Genomic DNA, 20,083 nt, shown 5'->3' on the forward strand with positions numbered 1-20,083 from the left:
GCCGCTGCGCGCCCCGTATTAGAAACGATCCGGGGGCCGGTTCCCCCCTTGCGTCGGGTGGCCCATGCGTGCTTTTTTCCGTCAGAGCCGGGGTTTCGTTGCTCAACGAAGTGGCAACCCGCGGCAACCCGCGCCAATGCTCGCTTGAAGGCAGCTTCCCCGACCTTATCCACAGGCCTGTCCCCGTTCTCTGTGGAATGACGGCCCCCGAGCTGTGCTAAGCGGCTTGCGGCCTCAAGCTGCCTTGGTTTCCACCTCGCGCGAGATGAAGGAGCCGGTGCGGGGGGCGGTGCTGGCGCCGCTGCGGCTGCGGCGCGGCATCCGCGCGCCGCGCGCGGGTGTCGTGCGCGCAGGCCCGACGATAATCGGCGACCCATGCACCTGAAGGTCGGCGAACTCGCGCGACGCACCGGCCTCACGGTGCGCACGCTGCATCATTACGACGAGATCGGGCTGCTCAAGCCCTCGGGCCGCAGCGAGTCCGGCTACCGCATGTACGACGCGCAGGACGTCGCGCGGCTGCATGCGATCCAGGCACTGCGCTACCTGCGGCTGCCGCTGGCTGACATCGGGCCGCTGCTGGATGGCCGGCACGCGAAGCCCGAAGCGATCATCGACGAGCAGATGCGGGCGCTGCAGCGGCAGATCCGCGAAGCCACCGAGCTGCACGACCGGCTGGCGCTGCTGCGCGAGGGCATCCTGTCCGGCAAGGACCCGGACATCGCCGACTGGGTGGAGAGCCTGTCGCGGATGGCGACCTTGGGCAAGTACTTCAGCGCTGTCGAACTCAAGTCCATCTTCACCCGCTACGCCGAGGTCCAGCGCGAATGGCTGGCCCTGCAGCCCGAGGTGCGGGCGCACATGGATGCCGGTGGTGCGATCGATTCGCCGCAGGGCCAGGCGCTCACGCGGCGCTGGATGCAGCTGATGATGCGCTGGATGCGCGGCGACTTCGCGCTGATGGAACGCTGGGGCGCGATGTACCGCGAGGAACCCTCGGCGCACGGCATGCGCGGCGCGCCGCCGGCGGACATGATCGCGTACATGGAGCGCGCGATCGCCTGGCGCTACCAGCTGCTTTGCAGGCACTTCGAGGAGGCCGAGATCAAGGCCATGGGCTACGTGCCGGACGCGGAGTTCGCCGCCATCGACGCGGCCGGGCAGAAGCTGCTGGCCGCCGGCGCGAGCCCGCGCAGCCGCCCGGCCCGGGCCCTGCTCGCACGCTGGGACGCCTTGGCCGAGCGCACCGCCGGCGGCAACCCCGTGACCCGCCGCAAGCTGCAGACCATGCACCAGGCCGATCCGCTGCTGCTGGCCGGGCATCCGCTCGGGCCGGCGGTGCGACGCTTCCTCGAGGCGGCCGGCGAAACCGCTTGACCCTCACGTAGCGTGAGGCCCGACAGTGGATCCCGTCCCAGGAAGGATCCACATGGAAACAAAGACGAACCCGCGCGCCGAACTGCTGCGCGACCCCAACTTTCGTTGGCTGATGGCCGGCAGCGCCGTGTCGCTGCTGGGCGACCAGTTCACCCTGATCGCGCTGCCCTGGCTGGTGCTGCGCATCACCGGCGACACCGCGGCGCTCGGCCTGGTGCTGGCGCTGATCGGCGTGCCGCGCGCGCTCTTCATCCTCATCGGTGGCGCGGTGGTCGACCGCTTCTCGCCGTATCGCGTGCTGATGCTGACCAAGCACGTCAACGCGGTGCTGCTGGGCGTGCTCGCCGTGGGCGTGTACCTGGGCGCGCTGCCCCTGCCGGCGCTCTATGGGCTGGCGCTCGCGCTGGGCCTGGCCAGCGCCTTCAGCATCCCCTCCGGCACGTCGATGCTGCCGCACGCGCTCAAGCCGCAGTTCCTGGGCGCCGCCAACGGCGTGATGATGGGCCTGCGCCAACTGAGCTTCTTCATCGGGCCGATGGCCGCCGGCCTCCTGATCGCGCTGTTCGGCGATGGCAGCGGAACGGTGCGCCAGCCGACCGGCATCGCACTGGCCTTCGCGGTCGATGCATTCAGTTTCGCGCTGTCGGCCTGGACGCTCGCGCGCGTCCGGCTGCATTCGGCGCCCGCGACTGCGAAGGCCAACGCCACGCTCCGGTCCTCGATCGCCGAAGGCCTGCGCAACGTCGGCCGCGACCGGGAGCTGAAGGCCTGCTATTTCTATTGGACGGCGGTAGCGCTGCTGGTACTGGGCCCGCTGCAGATCGCGATGCCGGTGCTGGCGCAAAGCCTGCCGCAGCTGGGCGCCTCGGCGCTGGGCCTGATGGCCGGTGCGCATGGTGGCGGCACGCTGCTCGGGATGCTGCTTTCCGGCACGCGGCGGCTGCGCATCGGCACGCTGGGCACCAGCCTGCTGCTGGCCGACGCGGTGATCGGGCTGCTGTTCGTGCCCATGGGGCACATCACGGCGACGGCGCAGGGCGCGGCGCTGATGCTGGCCATCGGCGTGCTGGGCGGCTTCATGCAGGTGGCGGTGTTCACCTGGATCCAGCGTCGCGTCGCGCCGGCGATGCTGGGGCGGGCCATGAGCCTGTTCATGTTCATCTTCATGGGCCTGGTGCCGCTGGCCTCGGCCATCACCGGATGGGTGCTGCACTACGTGCCGCTGGCCACGCTGTTCGGCGCCTGCGGGCTGCTGCTGGTCGCGGTGGCGGCGATCGCTTGGGTGGCGTCGCCGGTGCGGCGGATCGACGACACGCTGCAGCCGGCGTGAGCCGGCCGCGGCCACCGCCCAAGCAGGAGAGGTGCAACCCAAACGAAGGCAACTACGCCTCGCGCCGGTGTGGTGTCTGCTTGGGTCGGAACCGGCCGTCACCACTGTGCGGCGAGCGGCCGGGGGCGATCCTGTTCGCGTGCAACGTCACAGCTTCCGTCGGCCCGTGATGAACGCGATGACGGCGAGGATGATGAAGACGAAGAAGAGGATCTTCGCGATTCCAACGGCGCCGGCGGCGATGCCGCCGAACCCGAACACGGCGGCGACGAGGGCGATCAGCAGAAAGATCACGGCGTAGTGCAGCATTTCTTGACTCCTTTGGATTGGCGCACCCGGCGGGTGCTCGGTCTGAGCCAGATTAGGGGTAGATCGGCTGCACGGGGGTCGACCGCATGCGTGAGCGCTCGTGCGAATGCTGGTGACCGGCATGTAAGACGCGGCCGCGAGCAGCGAGGGATGTCACATGGCCATCGGTGTGCTGGACGCGAACCTGCCGCTGCGGGTGGCAAGGCGCTGACGGCGGCTGTGGGCCATGAGCAGCCATTCCAGACAGCCCCTCGCCGCGCTGTCTGCCTGCGTTCACACCTTCTTCGCCGACTCCGCATGCAGCCATGCGAGGAACGCTTCTACCGGCTTGCGCTTTGCGTGCCGGGCGGGGTACACAGCGAAATGGGCCTTCACCTTGATGGCCTTTTCCATCCCGAACACAGGCCGCAGCTTTCCTTCCGCAAGGTGTCCGCCCGCGATGGTGGCGCTTTCCAGCGCGACCCCCAATCCCTGCGTTGCCGCGTCCAGCGCCATCTGCGCGCGATCGAAGCGCACTGCGAACCGGTCCGGGCTGCGCTTGGGGCTGTGCGCCGCGAACCAGTCCGGCCACTGGACGATGCTCACGTTGCTCTGGATCAGCGGCAGCTCGAGCAACTGCTCCACGCGCTTGATGCGGTGCTCGCGGATGAACGCCGGACTCGCGAGCGGCACGATGTGCTCCACGAACAGCGGTTCGACCACGAGGTCCGGCCACTGCGGGATGCCGTACCGGATGTCGATGTCGGCCTGCCCGAGTGCGAAGTCGCTCGGCGTGTGCGCCGCGGAGAGGTTCAGCGAGATGTCGGGATGTGCATCCGCGAATCCGCGCAGGCGCGGCATGAGCCACAGGCTCGCGATGCTGGGCGCCGAGTGCACGTAGAGGCTGTTGCTCACTCCCTGCCTCAAGTCGTCGGTCGCAGCGGCAATCGCCGATAGCGCACCTGCGATGCGGGTGAGGTAGTTCTCGCCCGCGGTGCTGAGGCGAACGCCCTGGGCGTTGCGCTCGAAGAGGCGCACGCCCAAGTGCGATTCGAGGCGTGCCACCTGGTGGCTGATGGCCGAAGCCGTGAGGTGCAGCTCCGCGGCGGCGAGAGCGAAGCTGCGGCGGCGCGCGACGGCTTCGAACGCGAGGAGGTTGGCAACGGGAGGCAGTCCGGCCATCGGGTGAACCCTCACGATTCATGACGAACCGTCATCCTACCCTGACCAACGATCGCTTGTCTTCATGCTGCCCCGCGCCGACCATTCGCGGCACGGATCAACAGGAGACCCGCGATGCTTCTCAAGGACAAGGTGGCGATCATCACCGGCGGCGCCGGCGCCAACGGACTCGGCTTTGCCACGGCACGCCTCATGGCGCAATACGGCGCACGCGTCGCCATCCTCGACCTCGCCCGCGCCGAGCCGCAGACCGCCGCCTCGCGGCTCGGCGAAGGGCATATCGGCGTCGTCGCAGACGTCACCGACAAGGCGGCGTGCGAAGCGGCAGTAGCGCAGGTGTTGCAAGCGTTCGGGCGCGTCGACGTGCTGGTGAACAACGCCGGCATCACGCAGCCGGTGAAGACGCTCGACATCACAGGCGCCGACTACGACCGCATCCTCGACGTGAGCTTGCGCGGAACGCTGTACATGTCGCAGGCCGTGCTGCCCGCCATGCGCGTCGCAAGGAGCGGCTCCATTGTCTGCATCTCTTCCGTGTCCGCGCAGCGCGGCGGTGGCATCTTCGGCGGCCCGCACTACTCCGCCGCCAAGGCCGGCGTGCTGGGCCTTGCGAAGGCCATGGCCCGCGAGTTCGGCATCGACGGCATCCGCATCAACAGCGTCACGCCGGGCCTGATCGAAACCGACATCACGCAAGGCAAGCTCACCGACGAGAAGAAGGTCGAGATCGCCGAAGGCATTCCGCTCGCGCGCCTGGGCCGCGCGAGCGACATCGCCGGCGCGTGCGTGTTCCTGGCAAGCGACCTGTCCGCGTACTGCACGGGCATCACGCTCGACGTCAACGGCGGCATGCTGATCCACTGAAGCCGCTTTCCGTATCCACCCCTCACCGAGGAGACAAACATGACTGCAAGCAAGAGCGGCTTCACGCGTCGCCAGATCCTGGGCGCCGCATCGGCGCTGCCCCTGTTCTCGATTGCGACGCGCCGCGCGCACGCCGCGGAGTTCACCTACAAGTTCGCCACGGGGCAAGACCCCACGCACCCGGTGAACAAGCGGGCGCAGGAGGCGATCGACCGCATCCGCAACGCCACCGCCGGCCGCCTGGATATCAAGCTGTTCCCCGCGAACCAGCTCGGCTCCGATACGGACCTGCTCTCGCAAGTTCGCTCCGGCGGCGTGGAGTTCTTCAACCAGGCGAGCGTGGTGCTGTCGACGCTCGTGCCGTCCGCGGGCATCGTCAACACCGGCTTCGCCTTCCACGACTACAACGAAGTGTGGAAGGCCATGGACGGCCCGCTGGGCGCGTACGTGCGCGCGCAGATCGAGAAGGCGGGCCTGCTGACCATGTCCAAGGCGTGGGACAACGGCTTCCGCCACGTCACCACGTCGACCAGGCCGGTGCACGTGCCCGAGGATCTCAAGGGCATGAAGCTTCGCGTGCCCGCGGCGCCCATGCTGTCCTCGCTGTTCACCGCGCTGGGTGCGAGTCCCACGCCAATCAACTTCAACGAGGTGTATTCGGCGCTGCAGACCAAGCTCGTCGAAGGCCAGGAAAACCCCCTCGCGATCATCAGCACGGCGCGCCTGTATGAAGTGCAGAAGTACTGCAGCCTCACGAACCATGTGTGGGACGCCTACTGGATCCTGGGCAATCGGCGCGCGATCGAGCGCCTGCCCAAGGACATCCAGGAGATCGTCCGGCGCGAACTGGACAAGGCCGCCAGCGACGAACGCGCCGACATCGCGGCGCTCAACACGTCGCTGCGCTCCGACCTCGTGGCCAAGGGCGTGCAGGTGATCGAGCCGGACCGCAAGGCCTTCAAGGCAGCCCTCGCCAAGGGCAGCTTCTACAAGGACCTGCGCGCCAAGTTCGGCGACGACGCATGGAAGCTGCTGCAGGCCAGCGCCGGGGAACTGGGGTGAGTGCCGTGCTCGCCGACCTGCAACTGCCTGCAGCGGGCGCATCGCTGCCGGCCCGTGCCGAGGAGTGGCTGGGCCACTTCATCGAAGCACCTGCGGCCGCCCTGGTGGTCGGCGAGGTCGCCGTGCTGCTGGCGGGCGTGATCGCGCGCTTCGCATTCAACAGCCCGATTCCGTGGGCGGACGAACTCGCCTCCATCCTGTTCCTGTGGCTCGCCTGCCTCGGCGCCGCGGTGGCATTGCGGCGCGGCACGCACATGCGCACGACGGCGCTGGTCTCGCGCTTCAGTCCGCGCGTGCAGGCCTGGGCCGAAGTGCTGGCGATCGCGCTGCCTTGTCTCTGGCTGGTGCTGCTGATCGTCCCCATGGCGGACTACGCGCGCGACGAATGGGTCGTGCAGACGCCGGCGCTCAACTGGCCGAATACCGTGCGTGCCGCCGCTGTGCCGGTCGGCAGTGCGCTGATGGCTGCGATCGCCCTGTTGCGACTCGCGCGCCGCAGCATCGCCGACGTAGCCGGCGTCGCGCTCGCCATCGCCGCGATGGCCGGCGTGATGTACGTCGGCTCCGACTGGCTGCAATCCATCGGCAACTGGAACCTGTTCATCTTCTTCGCGCTGCTGCTCGGGGTGAGCGTGCTGGCGGGCGTTCCCATCGCTTTCTGCTTCGGCATGGCCACCGTCGCCTTCCTGCTGACGACCACCAGCACGCCGCTGTCCGTGGTGAGCGGCCGCATCGACGAAGGCATGAGCTCGCTGATCCTGCTGGCGGTGCCGCTGTTCATCCTGCTCGGTCACCTGGTGGAGATGACGGGGATGGCCAAGGCGATGGTGGACTTCCTCGCCTCGCTCCTGGGGCACGTGCGCGGCGGCCTGAACTTCGTGCTGCTCGGCGCGATGCTGCTGGTGTCGGGCATTTCGGGAGCCAAGACCGCGGACATGGCCGCTGTCGCCCCCGTGCTGCTGCCGGAGATGAAGAAGCGCGGCAACCACGAAGGCGAACTGATCTCGCTGCTGGCGGCATCGGGCGCGATGGCGGAAACGATCCCGCCGTCCCTGGTCCTCATCACCATCGGTTCGGTGGCGGGCCTGTCGATCAGCGCGCTGTTCACGGGTGGCATCCTGCCTGGGGTGGTGCTCGCGGTACTCCTCGCCGTGCTGGCTCGCTTTCGCAGCGCAGAGGTGGTGCAAGGGCTCAAGCGCGCGCCGATGTCGGTCGTGGCGCGCACGTTCCTCGTGGCGTTCCCCGCGCTGCTGCTGCCGGTGGTGATCCGCTCCGCCGTGGTCGAGGGCGTGGCCACCGCCACAGAGGTGTCCACCATAGGCATCGCGTATGCGGTGCTCGCCGGCCTGTTCGTGTACCGCCGCTTCGACTGGCGGCGGGTGTACCCGATGCTGGTGGACACCGCCGCACTCTCCGGCGCGATCCTGTTCATCATCGGCACGGCGACGGGCATGTCCTGGGCGCTGACGCAGTCCGGTTTCTCGCACAGCCTCGCGCAGCTCATGACCAGCGTGCCCGGTGGCAAGTACGGCTTCCTGATGATCTCCATCGCCGCGTTCGTGGTGCTGGGCAGCGTGCTGGAAGGGATCCCCGCCATGGTGCTGTTCGCGCCGCTTCTGTTCCCCGTGGCCCGTGCCGTCGGCGTGCACGAGGTGCACTACGCCATGGTCGTCATCCTGGCAATGGGCATCGGCCTGTTCGCCCCTCCCTTCGGCCTCGGCTACTACGCCGCCTGCACCATCGGCCGCGTGCATCCCGACCAGGCGATGCGCCGCATCTGGCCCTACCTCGGCGCGCTGCTCGCCGGCCTCCTCATCGTTGCCTTCGTGCCCTGGTTCTCCACCGGGCTGCTGGCCAGGTGAATCCCTTCTTCAACCAGGAACGACATGTCTGATCTGAACACGTTGCGCGAGCGGGCCTACCGCATCCGCCGCTACGCCCTGCGCATGGGCGAGGTGCAGGGCCAGGGCTACATCGGCCAGGCGCTCGGCTGGTCCGACGTGCTGGCGGTTGCCTACGGCCACGCGCTGGCCTACCGCGCCGCGGAGCCCGAGTGGGAAGGCCGCGACCGTTTCCTGCTCTCGCACGGCCACTACGCGATCGCCTTCTACGCCGCGCTGCTCGAAGCCGGGATCATCCCGGAAAGCGAACTGGAAACCTACGGCAGCGACGACAGTCGCCTGCCCATGTCCGGCATGGCGACGTACACGCCGGGAATGGAGATTTCCGGCGGCTCGCTGGGGCAGGGCCTGGCGATCGGCGTCGGCATGGCGCTGGGCCTGCGTCAGAAAAGGAACCCGGCCTTCGTCTACAACTCGATGTCGGACGGAGAACTGGACGAAGGCTCCACGTGGGAAGCGGCGATGGGTGCCGCGCACCATCGGCTCTCCAACCTGATCTGCCTGGTCGACATCAACAACCAGCAGGCCGACGGCCCGTCCGGCAAGGTCCTGGGCTTCGAGCCGCTCGCGGACAAGTGGGCCGCGTTCGGCTGGCACGTGCAGCGTGTGGACGGCAACGACCTGGCCGCGGTGCGCGACGCGTTCGATGCCGCGCGCTCGCTGCGCGACGCCAAGCCGCGCGTGATCCTCTTCGACACGCTCATGGGCAAGGGCGTGCCCTTCCTGGAGCAACGCGAGAAGAACCATTTCATCCGCGTCGATCCGCCGGAGTGGGAGGAAGCCCTCCGCGTGCTCGATGCGTCGCAGTCCGAAGGAGCCCTGGCATGAACACCGCCGTGGCAGCAAAGAAGCCCCGCCTCACCACCTCGGCGATGATCGCCTCGATCGCCGCCGAAGGGCAGCGCGTGAAGGCCGCGCCGTTCGGCAAGGCCCTGGTCGAACTTGCGCGCACGCGGCCCGAGATCGTCGGCCTCACCGCGGACCTGGCCAAGTACACGGACCTGCACCTGTTCGCGCAGGAGTACCCCGAGCGCTTCTTCCAGATGGGGATGGCCGAACAGCTGCTGATGGCCGCGGCCGGCGGGCTGGCGAAGGAAGGGCTCGTGCCGTTCGCCACCACGTACGCCGTGTTCGGCACGCGCCGTGCCTACGACTTCATCCACCAGGTGATCGCCGAGGAGAACCTGAGCGTGAAGATGTGCTGCGCGCTGCCCGGCCTCACCACCGGCTACGGTCCCAGCCACCAGGCGACCGAGGACATCGCGATGATGCGCGGCATCCCCGGGCTGACGATCGTCGACCCCTGCGATGCGCTGGACATCGAGCAGGCCGTGCCGCAGATCGCCGCCCACAAGGGGCCGGTGTACATGCGGCTGCTGCGCGGCAACGTGCCGCTCGTGCTGGACGAGTACGACTACCGATTCGAGCTTGGCAAGGCGAAGAAGCTGCGCGACGGCAACGACGTGCTCGTGATCTCCAGTGGCTTCATGACGATGCGCGCGCTGGAGGTCGCAAAGGATCTCGCCGCCGACAACATCGGCGTCGCCGTACTGCATTGCCCCACCATCAAGCCGCTGGATGAAGCGGCGATCGTGGAGGCGGTGCGCTACAAACATCGCCTGGTCGTCGTCGCCGAGAACCACTCCGTCGTCGGTGGCTTGGGCGAGGCGGTGGCCAGCACGCTGTTGCGCCATCGTGTACAGCCTGCCCGGTTCGAGCTCGCAGGCCTGCCGGACGCATTCCTGGATGCCGGTGCCTTGCCGACCCTGCACGATCGCTATGGCATCAGCCGGGAGTCCTTGGGAGCACGCGTTCGGCGCTGGCTGGGTTGAGCCGAGCGGGGGTTCCCAGGCGAAGCCCCGCATCTGCGGGGCCTTTGTCGCGTGTGTCCCACGCGTGTCGACGGCGCCATTTCTGCCGATAAGACACGCGGCCCATACGGCCGCCCCGTGCTTTCCAACTCATTGAGGCCTCGTATGCCGGGTGTCCTGCATTGGAGCAGTGGTCCAGCTTCGATGGCTGCAATGGGCCGGAAGCAGCCGAAGGACCGTTCAAGGCCACTAATCTTCAAGGTCAAGTTCACACGATCTGCAGCACTACCTTGCCGCGCACGTGACGGCTAAGCACCAGGTCGAGCGCGCGCTGCGCCTCGTCGAACGGGACGATCTCGTGAATGACCAGGCGCAGGGCACCAGTATCGAACCGCTGGCTCACGTCGGCCAGCCGCGCGCGGTTGCCGCGCACGACGTAGTCCGAAATGATTTCCACGCCAGGTCGCTGCACCGATATCGCTCCCGGCAGGTCGACCATCTTTCCGCCGTCCTTGAGCGCCGCCACATAGTCGTTCGCCGCCTTGCCCGCCACGCAGTTGAGGGCCTTGTCGACCCCGCCCGGATACTGGTCACGGATGGCCTTGGTCACGTCGCCGGTGGCGTCGTAGTCGATCACTGCGGCGGCGCCGAGGCCGGCCACGAAGTCATGGTTGCGGCGGCTGGCAGCGGCCACCACTTGGGCGCCGAGACCAGAAGCGAGCTGGACGGCGATGTGGCCAACGCCGCCGGCGGCCGCGTTGATCAGCACCACATCGCCCCGGCTCACGCGCAGGACGTCGATCAGGGTTTCATGGGCGGTCAGGCCGACGATAGGCACGCCGCCCGCCTCGATCGGCGTGAGCGACGCCGGGATCGGCGCAACATAGGTCTCCGGTACCAGCATGAACTCGGCCCAGGCGCCGTTGTCGTGCAAGGGATAGCTGTAGGCGTAGACCTGCTGGTTTTCGGAGAAATCGGTGACCGCGGCGCCGACCGCGGCGACCCTGCCCGCACCGGCCAGGCCGAGGATCAGCGGAAACGGCCGCTGCATGTCCCATTCGCCGGTGCGCACCAGTTCGTCCCAATCGCCGACTTCGGCGCTACGCATCTGCACCAGGACGTCGTGCGGACCCGGTGTCGGAACCGGCAGGTTGTCCATCAGCACCATCTCTTCGCCATAGGCTCTGATGGCCCAGCCACGCATGGTGGCTGGAGAACTTGTGGTGTCGCTCATGGCTTTCCTCGTGTGATGGCGCTGTTGCGCGGGTGGTCGGTATCTGACACCCAGGAGGGCATGACAAATCCCCGTAGGAGCAAGACCAAGCCGGATCCAGCAGTTTTGGGCAAAAGCACGGCAATCCCGGTCATCACGAAGACGACCAGGTTGTTGACGATCAGCTGGGGCCGTTCAATCCGGCGCTGGACAGCAGGCTGCATGGCTGCGATCCGCTTGGCCAGGAAGGTGACAGACAGGGCCGCTTCCGGCCATAGCTGCCATCCGCGAACGAGATGACGTGCGCTCAACACTCCGTGTGGGTCATCGCTCAGCCCGCATGTCGGGCTGCGTGTCCGCGATGCGATCTCGGGCTGGCTCGTACGCGTAGCACACAGTCCGACTGCGCCTGGCCTGACACGCTTCCACGCCCCGGCGCAGGCGCGTCCTTCTACCGCCCAGGCTCCTGCCGCTTCTGCCTTTTCCCGACGCTCGTGCGGCCCTGGCCAGTTCGAGGCGGGGCGGCAGCGCGGAGTGCGTGAGCCCCCAGGCCAAGGTCATGCACGATCTGCCCGGCGCCCAGCGTGTCCACCTTTTCTCCTGGAATGTCCATCAGGATCCGGCTGCGCTCCGGCGTGAGAAGGGCGGTCAGGTGCTCCACGGGCCGCGCCTCCACGTCGTGCATCAGCCGCACCAGCTTCAGCAGCGGGGCGCCGACTTCGACGTTCAGGAGTCCGGCGACGTCCGGAGACGCCGCCTGCGCGGTGATCTCCTGCACGACCCTGCCGAATTGCACACCCTCGTCCTGGAGAAGCTCGTAGAGCGCCCGTTTTCTCAGGCGAGCCGCGGTGACCCGTTTGCCGACGAAGTCGGGAACCCATGCTTCGGTGATCATGAGCGGTACGCCCGCGACACTGCGCAGGCGCCAGGCGTGCAGGGCCGGTTCGCCCGGCGCGATCTGCAGGACCGCGGCAATGTCCGGCGTCGGTGCGGCGCGCCCGACCTGCAGCACATGCACCTGCGTGTCGCTGGCCACCTGGCGCAGCGAATCGATGAAGCTCAGGCTGGGCGTCACGCGCGCCTTGTGGGGGCTCGCCTTGACGAAAGTTCCCAGGCCATGCCGGCGTTCGACCAGCCCGAGTGCAACGAGGTCCGCCAGCGCCCGGCGGACCGTGATGCGCGACACGCCGAAGCGGTCGCCAAGGGCTTCCTCCTTCGGCAGCGCGCCCGAGGCGGAATACACCCCCCGCTCGATCTCGTCGCGCAGGACGATGAACAGTTGCCGGTGGAGGGCCGTGCCGGTGGCGCGTTGTGCGGGAGAGGCTGCGGCAAAGGGTGGATTCATGTGCGTTCCGGAGCGCGGACTGGCTTGCTGGGCTGTTGGAGGGAGAGGTTAACCCGCTTGACACGTCCGCCGGTTGTATTGAGGATATAACAACCAAACGACGAGGTCCTCATGAGTCTACGCACTTCCCTGCGCCAGCAGCTCGCCACCGGCCGCATGCTGGTCGCCCCCGGCGCCTACGACGCGATCGGCGCCCGCATGATCGAACAGGCGGGCTTCTCCGCCGTGTACATGACGGGGGCAGGGACCTCCGCCGCCCGCGGGTTCCCGGATTTCGGCCTGCTGACCATGAGCGAGATGGTCGAGAACGCCGCGGTCATGGCGCGTTCGGTCGACATTCCGCTGATCGCCGACGCGGACACCGGCTACGGCAACGAGCTGAACGTCACGCGCACTGTTCGCGAATACGAAGCCCGCGGCGTCGCCGCCCTGCACATCGAGGACCAGGTGTCCCCCAAGCGCTGCGGCCATCTCGATGGGAAGGTCGTGATCCCGCGCGCCGAATTCGTCTCCAAGATCCGGGCTGCCGTCGAGGCGCGCCGCACGCCGGAATTCACGATCATCGCCCGCACCGACGCCCGCGCCACGTCCGACCTGGACGAAGCGGTGTGGCGCGCGAACGCTGCACTCGAGGCCGGCGCCGACATCGCTTTCGTCGAGGCGGTGCAGACCACCGAAGAAATGGCGGCCGTGCCGAAGCGCGTGCACGGCCCCTGCCTGCTCAACGTCGTGCCGGGCGGCAAGACGCCGGTGCCCCGCATGCGGGACGCCGAGGAAATGGGTTACAAGCTCGTGATCGTCCCGGGACTGATGCTGGTCGCCACCTTGCAGGCGGGCGACGCTGCGTTGAAGCAGTTGCGCGAGACCGGTGTGCCGCCGGCGGCGGGCGCGAGCGTCGGCGAGGTGTTCCGCCGGTTCGGCGCGGACGAATGGAACGACCTGCGCACGCGCTTCAACGCCGGTGAGCCGGGGCGCTGAGATGGCGGCCCGCGCACTCTTCGACAAGCTGTGGGACGCCCATGTCGTGCAGGACCTCGGCGATGGCTGGGCGCTGCTGCACATCGACCGCCACCTGATGCACGACCTGGGTGGCGGGCCCGCCTTTGCGGAACTCGCAAGGCGTGGCCTGAATCTGCACGACCCGGAGCTCACCTTCGCCACCGCCGACCATGCGGTCTCCAGCAAGCCGGGTCGCACCGCGTCGACTTTTCCGCTGGGTGGGCGTCTCCACGCCGCTCTCCGGGATGGGGCCCGCGCCTCCGGGGTGCGGTTCTTCGATCTCGGCACGGCGGGGCAGGGCATCGTCCACGTCATGGGGCCGGAACTCGGCATCGTGCTGCCCGGGCTGTCGGTCGTCTGCACCGACAGCCATACCTGCACGAACGGCGGACTGGGCGCGCTCGCGTTCGGCATCGGTTCCTCGGAAAGCGTGCATGTGCTCGCCACGCAGACGCTGCGCCAGCAGAAGCCCCGGCGCATGCGGATCCGCTGTGAAGGGCGGCTGGGCGCCGGCGTGACGGCCAAGGACCTGGCCTTGCACATCATCGGCCGCCTGGGGGCGGCCGCCGGCGTGGGCCATGCGATCGAGTTCGCGGGGCCCGCCGTGGAGGCGCTGGAAGTGGAGGCGCGCCTCACCCTGTGCAACCTGGCGGTGGAGCTCGGTGCGCGCTTCGGTCTGGTCGCACCCGACGAAAGCACCATCGCCTGGGTCCGCGGCAAGCCGTGGGCGCCGGAAGGCGCCGCCTTCGAGGCAGCAGCGAGGGACTGGCGCACCCTGGCCAGCGACGCCGACGCAGTGTTCGACCGCGAGGTGAGCATCGACGCCGCGCAGGTGCGTCCCACCGTGACCTGGGGGACCAGTCCCGAGCACGCCATTGCGATCGATGCATGCATCCCTGAGCCCGCCAGCCTGGGAGCGCGTGCCGAAGAAGGCGCGGCCGCACTCGCGTACATGGGGCTGCAGCCCAATGCGCCCATCGCCGGGACGCCGATCGACTGGGTCTTCATCGGCTCTTGCGCCAACTCGCGTCTGTCCGACCTGCGTGCGGCCGCTGCCGTGGTGGGCAGCCGCAAGGTCGCGCCCGGGGTCAATGCCTGGGTCGTGCCGGGTTCCGAGATCGTCAAGCGAGAGGCCGAGGCGGAAGGTCTGCATCGGCTCTTCATCGAAGCCGGCTTCCAGTGGCGCGAGCCTGGCTGCAGCATGTGCGTGGCCGCGAACGGCGAGCAGGTGCCTCCTGGCCAGCGCTCCGTTTCCACGTCCAACCGCAACTTCGTCGGCCGGCAGGGGCCCGGCGCGCGGACGCACCTGGCGAGCCCCGCCGTCGCCGCGGCGGCGGCCATCGCCGGCTGCATCACTGATCCGAGGAACCTTGCATGACCCCCTTTACCTCAGTCACCGGGCCGGCGGCACCGCTGATGCGCGAGAACGTCGATACGGACGTGATCATCCGCATCGAACGGCTCACCAACCTCCAGCGCGACCAACTCGGACCCTATGCGCTGGAGGCGCTGCGCCTGCGTCCCGACGGCTCCGAAGACCCGGCCTTCGTCCTCAACAGGCCGCCGTTCCGCGGAGCGCCCATCCTGCTGGCGGGCAGCAACTTCGGCTGCGGTTCATCACGCGAGGGCGCTGTGTGGGCCCTGATGGGGCTGGGCGTGCGTTGCGTGATCGCTCCGAGCTTCGGCGACATCTTCTTCAACAACTGCTTCCAGAACGGCATGCTGCCCATCGAGCTGCCGCTGCCGGTCGTCGAGCGGCTGGCTGCGGCGGCCGCGGACGGTGCGCCGTTTACGGTCGACCTCGATCGGTGCGTGATCGACGGACCGGATGGCCGTGCCACCCGCTTCGCCGTCAATGCATTGCGCCGTGAGGGCCTGCTCAACGGCCTGGACGACATCGGCCTGACGCTGCAGGCGGACGCCGCGATTCGCGGCTGGCAACGCGAAGACCGCCAGCGGCGTCCCTGGGCGTGGCCGGCTGCCGCGCGTTCGGCCGCCTGACGCGCATCCCCACAGACAATCCAAGGAGACAAAACCGTGCCCCTCATGTCGCGTCGCCGCGCCTTCGCGCTGCTCCTGTCCTTATGGGCCGTCGGCCCGATCGCGGCCCACGCCGCCGACTGGAAACCCGAGCGCCCCGTGATCCTCGTGGTGCCCTACAGCCCTGGCGGCGGCGTCGACGCGCAAGCGCGCGCGGTCGCCCAGGAGCTCGGCAGGATCTGGGGCCAACCCGTGATCGTCGAGAACGCACCGGGCGCCGACGGCCTGATCGGAACGAGGAAGGTCATCGGCATGAAGCCCGACGGCCACTCCCTGCTCGTGCAGATCAATGCCATCACGGTGATGAAGCACATTCCTTCGTCCAAGGGATTCGATCCCCTGCCGGATCTGGTGCCCGTCTCGGTGTTCTCCCAGTTGCCGGGCGTGTTCGTGGCGAACGGCAGCGTGCCGGGCAAGACCATGGCCGAAGTGCTGCGGTACTGCAAGACCGCGGCCAACCCGTGCTCTTTCGGCACCACGGAGAGCACGGCCAGGCTGCAGGCGCGCCAGCTGGCGGTGGAAGCCGGCCTGGACAACATGCTGGTCGTCAACTACAAGGGCGGCGGGCAGCTGATCACGGACCTCGTGGCGGGCACCGTGAACATGTCGATCATGGGCGTCACGGCGGCCCTGCCGCACTACAAGAGCGGCGCCCTGAAGATCCTGGCCACGCTGGGATCGAAGCGATCTTCGATCACACCCGAAGTGCCCTCCGCCGTGGAGGCGGGATTCCCGAGCATGGACACGGTCACCTGGTACGGTCTGTTCGCGCCGAAGGGAACGCCGAAGAACGTGGTGGACGCGATCGCGACGGCCGTCGCCCAGGCCGTCAAGGGCGACGCGACGACCAAGATGTTTACCAGCCTGGGAGCGGAGGCACTCGGCAACACGCCAGGCGAGTTCGCCGCCATGCTCCGGAAGGAAGGCGAGCGGACCGACGCGATGGTCAAGCGCTTCCCGCTGGAATGAGGTGCCGGACGTGAGTGCTGCCCTGCTTCGCCCTGCCGTGGGGCGGGACGCGTCTGCCTGGATGGCGGCGGACCTCGGGCACGACATGGGCTGGGTCACGCGCCTCGACGCCCAGGAAAGCGCCCACATGGCCAGCGTGGTCCGTGCGGCCATGCGGCCAGGGCAGCCGCTGCTTGCGTACCGGCGCGGCGATTTTCCTTTCGGCGAGCGCCTGCTCGCGCCCATCCGCCGCGCCTTCGACGAGGCGCAGCACGGGCGCGGCGTCGCGCTGGTGCAAGGTTTGCCCCGCGATGGACTCAACCCGGAGGAATTCGAACTCCTCACGTGGGGCATCGGCCTGCACTTCGGCGTCGCCCGCCCGCAGGACCGGCACAGCCGCTACATGAACAAGGTGATGGACGCCGGTACCGTCTACCGCAGCGCCGGCGGCCGCGGCTATTCGTCGAACGCGGAGCTCGATTTCCACGTGGACGGCTCGGACGTCGTACTCCTCAGCTGCTACAACCAGGCACCCGTCGGTGGCGACAGCATGTGCAGCAGCGCGGCGACGGCGTTCCGCATTCTTTGCCGGGAGCGGCAGGACCTGGCGCAGGTCCTGCAGCAGCCGTTCCGGTTCAGCCGCCAGGGCGAGCAGGTCGAAGGCAAGCCGCCGGTTCACGTGAACCCGGTCTTCGCCGAACACGAGGGAGAGCTGTTCTGCTTCTGGAATCGAAACCGGGTGATCAACGCCACGCGGCTGGCCGACGGTGGCGAGCTCACGCCGTTGCAGCAGGAGGCCATCGACCTGCTCGATGCCATCCTGCGACGGCCCGAGGTCATGTACCTGATGCGGCTGCAGCCGGGTGACCTCCAGATCCTGAACAACTACACGGTGCTGCACTCCCGCACCGAATTCCAGGACGGCGCCGATCCTGCAAGGAAGCGCATGCTGTTCCGCCTGTGGCTGGCCACTCCCGAAGGGCGCGCGCTCCCCCCCGCGTGGGCAGGATTTTTCGGCGACACGCGCCCAGGCACGGTGCGCGGCGGAGTCCACGGGTTCCAGTACGACGAGCAGTGCGAGGCCTTCGACGCCCGGCAGGCTGCCGAGCTCGGCATGGGTTTCGACGCGACGATCCGACCTTAGTCGTCAGCGCAAGCACGAGGTTGACGCTGCGTACTCTGCCGGCGGGAAGCCCTCAGCATCAGCGCGCCGTCCCGCTGCTGCGGCCGAGATCGACGCGGCTGTCCAACGGCGCGGTGAACGCCGGAGGCAACTCAGGCGATGCATTGAGACATGCGTCAGAACCGCGCGTTACGGGCGCCCCGACACGCGAAGTGCGCTGACGGCTGCGCGCATGCAACTCTGTGACCATGGCCAGTTCCCTGGTTGTTCTGGAGGCACTCCATGCAGATCGGATTTATCGGGCTGGGCGCCATGGGCAGCGCCATGGCTGGGCGCCTGCTGGCGGCTGGGCACGAGGTGCATGTCTGGAACCGCACGCCGCAACGCTCGGAGGCCTTGCGCGCCCGGGGCGCGACGGTCGAAGCAACGCCCGCGCAGGCTGCGTCGCGATCGCAGGTGGTCGTGACCATGGTGGCCGACGACGCGGCGCTCGCGTCGGTGACGTTCGGCGATCACGGCATCGCGGCCGGCTTGGCCAACGGTGCCGTGCATGTCGGGATGAGCACGGTCGGCGTCGACGCTGCCAGGGACGCGGCCGCGCGACACCAGGCGGCAGGCCAGCGCTATGTCTCGGTGCCGGTGTTCGGCCGGCCCGAAGCCGCCGCGCAAGGCAAGCTGTTCCTGATGGCGGCGGGCGCGCAGGCGGATCTGGAGGCCGTGTCCCCTGTGCTGGACCAGCTGGGCCAGGCCACCCGCACCATCGGTCCCGAGCCTTGGCAGGCGAACCTCGTCAAGCTGCTCGGCAACTTCATGCTCATGTCCATGGTCGAGACCCTGGCTGAGACGGGCGTCGTGGCAGAGAGGGCGGGCATCGCGCCCGCGACCGTGGTGGAGGCGCTCACGGGCACCATCTTCAATGCGCCGCCCTACCAGAACTACGGTGCCTCCATCGCGGCGCAGCGCTTTCGGCCCGCAGGGTTCGGCCTGCCGCTGGCACAGAAGGACAACCGCCTGCTGCTCGCAGCCACGGATGCACTCGGCATCCCCGTTCCGCTGGCCAGCCTGCTGCATGACCGCTTTCTGGCCGTGCGCGCACGCGGCATCGGGGAGGGATATGACCTCTCCGCGCTCGCGATCGGCGCGCTGGCCGATGCCGGACTGCGCTGGAACGGCCAGTAAGGCGGGGGCTCGGCGCCAGGTCAAGCGCGCTCTTGCAGGGGGTGCAGGTCCTGCAAGAGAGTCGGAACAAGCTCCGCCACGGTCGGATGGATGTGCATCGTCCTCGCAAGCGCGGCGGCCGTGATGCCGCTGGCGATTGCATCGAGCAGGATGTGCACCACTTCATCGCCCGCCAGACCCAGGAGAGACGCCCCGAGGATCTGCCGCGTCTGCGCATCGACCAGTACCTTCATGAACCCCTGCGTCTCGCCCGATTCCCTGGCGCGGCCGACGCGTTCCATGGGCCGCTTCCCGACCAGTGCGGAGCGGCCTGTGGCCCGCACATCCTGCTCGCTCATGCCGGCGCGGCCGAGCGGCGGGTCGGTGAACAGGGCGTAGCAGGGGATCCGGTCGCGCACGCTACGCGTCTCGCCGTGCAGCACGTTCGCGGCGACGATCTCGTGGTCGTTCCATGCCGTGTGCGTGAAGGCGCCGCGGCCGTTGCATTCGCCGACGGCCCATACGCCTTCGGCGCTGGTGCGGCACTGGTCGTCCACCTCGATGTACCCACGCTCGTCCGCACGGATTCCAGCCGATTCCAGCCCCAGGTCGCCGGTATTCGGCGTGCGGCCCATGGCGAGCAGCACGTGGCTGCCTTCCAGCCAGAAGTCTTGCGGCTCGCACCGCGCTCGCATGCGGACCGTGGCTTCTCCCGGCGCGAACGCGACGCATTCGGAAGCCAGGTGGAAGCAGACGCCCTCACGCTCCAGGATCGCCTGCACCTCCTCGGCCACATCCGTGTCCTCGCGCGGCAGCAGGCGAGGCGATCGCTCCACGACGCTCACTTCGGCGCCGAAGCGTCGCATCAGCTGCGCAAACTCCAGGCCGATGTAGCTGCCGCCCACGATGAGGAGATGCCGGGGCACTTCCTGCAGCTGCAGCACCGAGGCATTGTCCAGCGTGGATACGGTATCGATGCCCTCCAACGGCGGCCGCGCCGCACGCGCGCCTACGTCGATGAAGATCCTGTCCGCCTTCAGCTCGCGCTCGCCGACGCGTACTGTCCGCGGGGCCGTGAAGCAGGCGTGGCCAGTGATCCATTCCACGCCTTTCATGCCACGCACCCAGGTCTCCACGTCGGCGCGCACGGCCCCGACGATGCCGTCCATGCGTGCCTTCACGCGCCGCATGTCCACGCGCACCGGGCCAGTCTCGAAGCCGAACTCGTCGCCGCGGCGCGCGAGGTGCACCGCACGCGCGCTGGCCACCAGGGTCTTGGTGGGGTAGCAGCCGGTGTTGACGCACGTGCCGCCAAGGAGATGCCGCTCGATGAGCGCCACCCGCATGCCGGCCCGGCCGCAACGAGCCGCGAGCGCAGGGCCGGCCTGGCCGGCACCGATCACGATGACGTCGAAGCGCTCCTGATCCATGTCGCCTCCGAG

19 protein-coding genes are annotated in these 20,083 nt (G+C 68.5%); 13 read left to right on the top strand and 6 right to left on the bottom strand.

What is annotated here, in order from left to right; all coding sequences use genetic code 11:
- The first annotated feature begins 375 nt into the window (after window positions 1-375).
- Entirely contained in the window at window positions 376-1,377 is a 1,002-nt protein-coding gene (locus JJB11_RS13520) for a MerR family transcriptional regulator (RefSeq protein WP_201171935.1), read from the top strand.
- Between the two features lie 52 nt (window positions 1,378-1,429).
- Window positions 1,430-2,707, top strand: coding sequence for an MFS transporter (locus tag JJB11_RS13525; RefSeq protein ID WP_201171938.1), 1,278 nt, complete (start codon window positions 1,430-1,432; stop codon window positions 2,705-2,707).
- 147 nt (window positions 2,708-2,854) lie between these two features.
- Here JJB11_RS13525 and JJB11_RS13530 read toward each other — a convergent pair whose 3' ends face one another.
- Both JJB11_RS13530 and JJB11_RS13535 read right to left on the bottom strand, forming a co-directional pair.
- The gene (locus JJB11_RS13530; protein ID WP_201171940.1) at window positions 2,855-3,016 is read right to left on the bottom strand and encodes a DUF1328 domain-containing protein; all 162 of its coding nucleotides are present in this window, start codon (window positions 3,014-3,016) and stop codon (window positions 2,855-2,857) included.
- 273 nt (window positions 3,017-3,289) lie between these two features.
- The gene (locus JJB11_RS13535; protein WP_201171942.1) at window positions 3,290-4,177 is read right to left on the bottom strand and encodes a LysR substrate-binding domain-containing protein; all 888 of its coding nucleotides are present in this window, start codon (window positions 4,175-4,177) and stop codon (window positions 3,290-3,292) included.
- A 114-nt stretch (window positions 4,178-4,291) separates the two neighbouring features.
- On the opposite strand from JJB11_RS13535, the gene JJB11_RS13540 reads away from it, so the two are divergent.
- Genes JJB11_RS13540 through JJB11_RS13560 form a run of 5 tightly spaced genes read left to right on the top strand, consistent with a single transcriptional unit; the run spans window position 4,292 to window position 9,836 of the window.
- Entirely contained in the window at window positions 4,292-5,041 is a 750-nt protein-coding gene (locus JJB11_RS13540; RefSeq protein WP_201171945.1) for an SDR family NAD(P)-dependent oxidoreductase, read from the top strand.
- Between the two features lie 39 nt (window positions 5,042-5,080).
- A complete protein-coding gene (locus JJB11_RS13545) occupies window positions 5,081-6,103 on the top strand; it encodes a TRAP transporter substrate-binding protein (protein ID WP_201171947.1) in 1,023 nt (340 codons plus the stop codon).
- Window positions 6,064-7,965: a TRAP transporter large permease gene (locus tag JJB11_RS13550; RefSeq protein WP_201171951.1), complete on the top strand. Its 1,902-nt coding sequence runs from the start codon at window positions 6,064-6,066 to the stop codon at window positions 7,963-7,965. The genes JJB11_RS13545 and JJB11_RS13550 overlap by 40 nt, the downstream gene beginning before the upstream one ends.
- A 24-nt stretch (window positions 7,966-7,989) precedes the next feature.
- Complete coding sequence (locus JJB11_RS13555) at window positions 7,990-8,832, top strand: transketolase (protein ID WP_201171955.1); 843 nt, start codon at window positions 7,990-7,992, stop codon at window positions 8,830-8,832.
- Entirely contained in the window at window positions 8,829-9,836 is a 1,008-nt protein-coding gene (locus JJB11_RS13560; protein ID WP_201171958.1) for a transketolase family protein, read from the top strand. The genes JJB11_RS13555 and JJB11_RS13560 overlap by 4 nt, the downstream gene beginning before the upstream one ends.
- A gap of 247 nt (window positions 9,837-10,083) precedes the next feature.
- On the opposite strand, the gene JJB11_RS13565 is transcribed toward JJB11_RS13560, so the two are convergent.
- The 3 genes from JJB11_RS13565 to JJB11_RS13575 all read right to left on the bottom strand — a co-directional run bounded on the left by JJB11_RS13565 (window position 10,084) and on the right by JJB11_RS13575 (window position 12,373).
- The gene (locus JJB11_RS13565; RefSeq protein WP_201171961.1) at window positions 10,084-11,049 is read right to left on the bottom strand and encodes an NADP-dependent oxidoreductase; all 966 of its coding nucleotides are present in this window, start codon (window positions 11,047-11,049) and stop codon (window positions 10,084-10,086) included.
- On the bottom strand, window positions 11,046-11,339 hold the full coding sequence (locus JJB11_RS13570; protein ID WP_201171964.1) for a hypothetical protein: 294 nt from the start codon (window positions 11,337-11,339) through the stop codon (window positions 11,046-11,048). Before JJB11_RS13570 ends, JJB11_RS13565 begins: the two co-directional genes overlap by 4 nt.
- 140 nt (window positions 11,340-11,479) lie before the next feature.
- The gene (locus JJB11_RS13575; protein WP_201171967.1) at window positions 11,480-12,373 is read right to left on the bottom strand and encodes a GntR family transcriptional regulator; all 894 of its coding nucleotides are present in this window, start codon (window positions 12,371-12,373) and stop codon (window positions 11,480-11,482) included.
- A gap of 111 nt (window positions 12,374-12,484) precedes the next feature.
- Between JJB11_RS13575 and JJB11_RS13580 the strand changes: the two genes are divergently transcribed.
- The 6 genes from JJB11_RS13580 (at window position 12,485) to JJB11_RS13605 (ending at window position 18,662) form a co-directional block, all read left to right on the top strand.
- A complete protein-coding gene (locus JJB11_RS13580) occupies window positions 12,485-13,351 on the top strand; it encodes an isocitrate lyase/PEP mutase family protein (RefSeq protein WP_201171970.1) in 867 nt (288 codons plus the stop codon).
- Between the two features lies 1 nt (window position 13,352).
- Window positions 13,353-14,750, top strand: coding sequence for a 3-isopropylmalate dehydratase large subunit (gene leuC, locus JJB11_RS13585; protein ID WP_201171972.1), 1,398 nt, complete (start codon window positions 13,353-13,355; stop codon window positions 14,748-14,750).
- Window positions 14,747-15,373 carry a 3-isopropylmalate dehydratase small subunit gene (leuD, locus tag JJB11_RS13590; RefSeq protein ID WP_201171974.1) on the top strand — a complete coding sequence of 209 codons (627 nt, stop codon included), beginning with the start codon at window positions 14,747-14,749 and terminating at the stop codon, window positions 15,371-15,373. The genes leuC and leuD overlap by 4 nt, the downstream gene beginning before the upstream one ends.
- Window positions 15,374-15,418: 45 nt before the next feature.
- Entirely contained in the window at window positions 15,419-16,381 is a 963-nt protein-coding gene (locus JJB11_RS13595; protein ID WP_201172682.1) for a Bug family tripartite tricarboxylate transporter substrate binding protein, read from the top strand.
- A 10-nt stretch (window positions 16,382-16,391) separates the two neighbouring features.
- Entirely contained in the window at window positions 16,392-17,504 is a 1,113-nt protein-coding gene (locus JJB11_RS13600; protein WP_201171977.1) for a TauD/TfdA family dioxygenase, read from the top strand.
- Between the two features lie 261 nt (window positions 17,505-17,765).
- A complete protein-coding gene (locus JJB11_RS13605; protein ID WP_201171979.1) occupies window positions 17,766-18,662 on the top strand; it encodes an NAD(P)-dependent oxidoreductase in 897 nt (298 codons plus the stop codon).
- 20 nt (window positions 18,663-18,682) lie between these two features.
- Here the strand turns inward: JJB11_RS13605 and JJB11_RS13610 are convergent, their stop codons facing one another.
- Window positions 18,683-20,071 (bottom strand): FAD-containing oxidoreductase, encoded by a 1,389-nt coding sequence (locus tag JJB11_RS13610; RefSeq protein WP_201171981.1) that lies wholly within the window; start codon window positions 20,069-20,071, stop codon window positions 18,683-18,685.
- Window positions 20,072-20,083: the final 12 nt, after the last annotated feature.

The organism is Ramlibacter ginsenosidimutans, assembly GCF_016654015.1.
GTDB lineage: Bacteria > Pseudomonadota > Gammaproteobacteria > Burkholderiales > Burkholderiaceae_C > Ramlibacter > Ramlibacter ginsenosidimutans.

Coding starts and splice junctions, on each gene's coding strand:
- JJB11_RS13520 (WP_201171935.1), top strand. CDS start 376: ATGCACCTGAAGGTCGGCGAACTCGCGCGACGCACCGGCCTCACGGTG.
- JJB11_RS13525 (WP_201171938.1), top strand. CDS start 1,430: ATGGAAACAAAGACGAACCCGCGCGCCGAACTGCTGCGCGACCCCAAC.
- JJB11_RS13530 (WP_201171940.1), bottom strand. CDS start 3,016: ATGCTGCACTACGCCGTGATCTTTCTGCTGATCGCCCTCGTCGCCGCC.
- JJB11_RS13535 (WP_201171942.1), bottom strand. CDS start 4,177: ATGGCCGGACTGCCTCCCGTTGCCAACCTCCTCGCGTTCGAAGCCGTC.
- JJB11_RS13540 (WP_201171945.1), top strand. CDS start 4,292: ATGCTTCTCAAGGACAAGGTGGCGATCATCACCGGCGGCGCCGGCGCC.
- JJB11_RS13545 (WP_201171947.1), top strand. CDS start 5,081: ATGACTGCAAGCAAGAGCGGCTTCACGCGTCGCCAGATCCTGGGCGCC.
- JJB11_RS13550 (WP_201171951.1), top strand. CDS start 6,064: ATGGAAGCTGCTGCAGGCCAGCGCCGGGGAACTGGGGTGAGTGCCGTG.
- JJB11_RS13555 (WP_201171955.1), top strand. CDS start 7,990: ATGTCTGATCTGAACACGTTGCGCGAGCGGGCCTACCGCATCCGCCGC.
- JJB11_RS13560 (WP_201171958.1), top strand. CDS start 8,829: ATGAACACCGCCGTGGCAGCAAAGAAGCCCCGCCTCACCACCTCGGCG.
- JJB11_RS13565 (WP_201171961.1), bottom strand. CDS start 11,049: ATGAGCGACACCACAAGTTCTCCAGCCACCATGCGTGGCTGGGCCATC.
- JJB11_RS13575 (WP_201171967.1), bottom strand. CDS start 12,373: ATGAATCCACCCTTTGCCGCAGCCTCTCCCGCACAACGCGCCACCGGC.
- JJB11_RS13580 (WP_201171970.1), top strand. CDS start 12,485: ATGAGTCTACGCACTTCCCTGCGCCAGCAGCTCGCCACCGGCCGCATG.
- leuC (WP_201171972.1), top strand. CDS start 13,353: ATGGCGGCCCGCGCACTCTTCGACAAGCTGTGGGACGCCCATGTCGTG.
- leuD (WP_201171974.1), top strand. CDS start 14,747: ATGACCCCCTTTACCTCAGTCACCGGGCCGGCGGCACCGCTGATGCGC.
- JJB11_RS13595 (WP_201172682.1), top strand. CDS start 15,419: ATGTCGCGTCGCCGCGCCTTCGCGCTGCTCCTGTCCTTATGGGCCGTC.
- JJB11_RS13605 (WP_201171979.1), top strand. CDS start 17,766: ATGCAGATCGGATTTATCGGGCTGGGCGCCATGGGCAGCGCCATGGCT.
- JJB11_RS13610 (WP_201171981.1), bottom strand. CDS start 20,071: ATGGATCAGGAGCGCTTCGACGTCATCGTGATCGGTGCCGGCCAGGCC.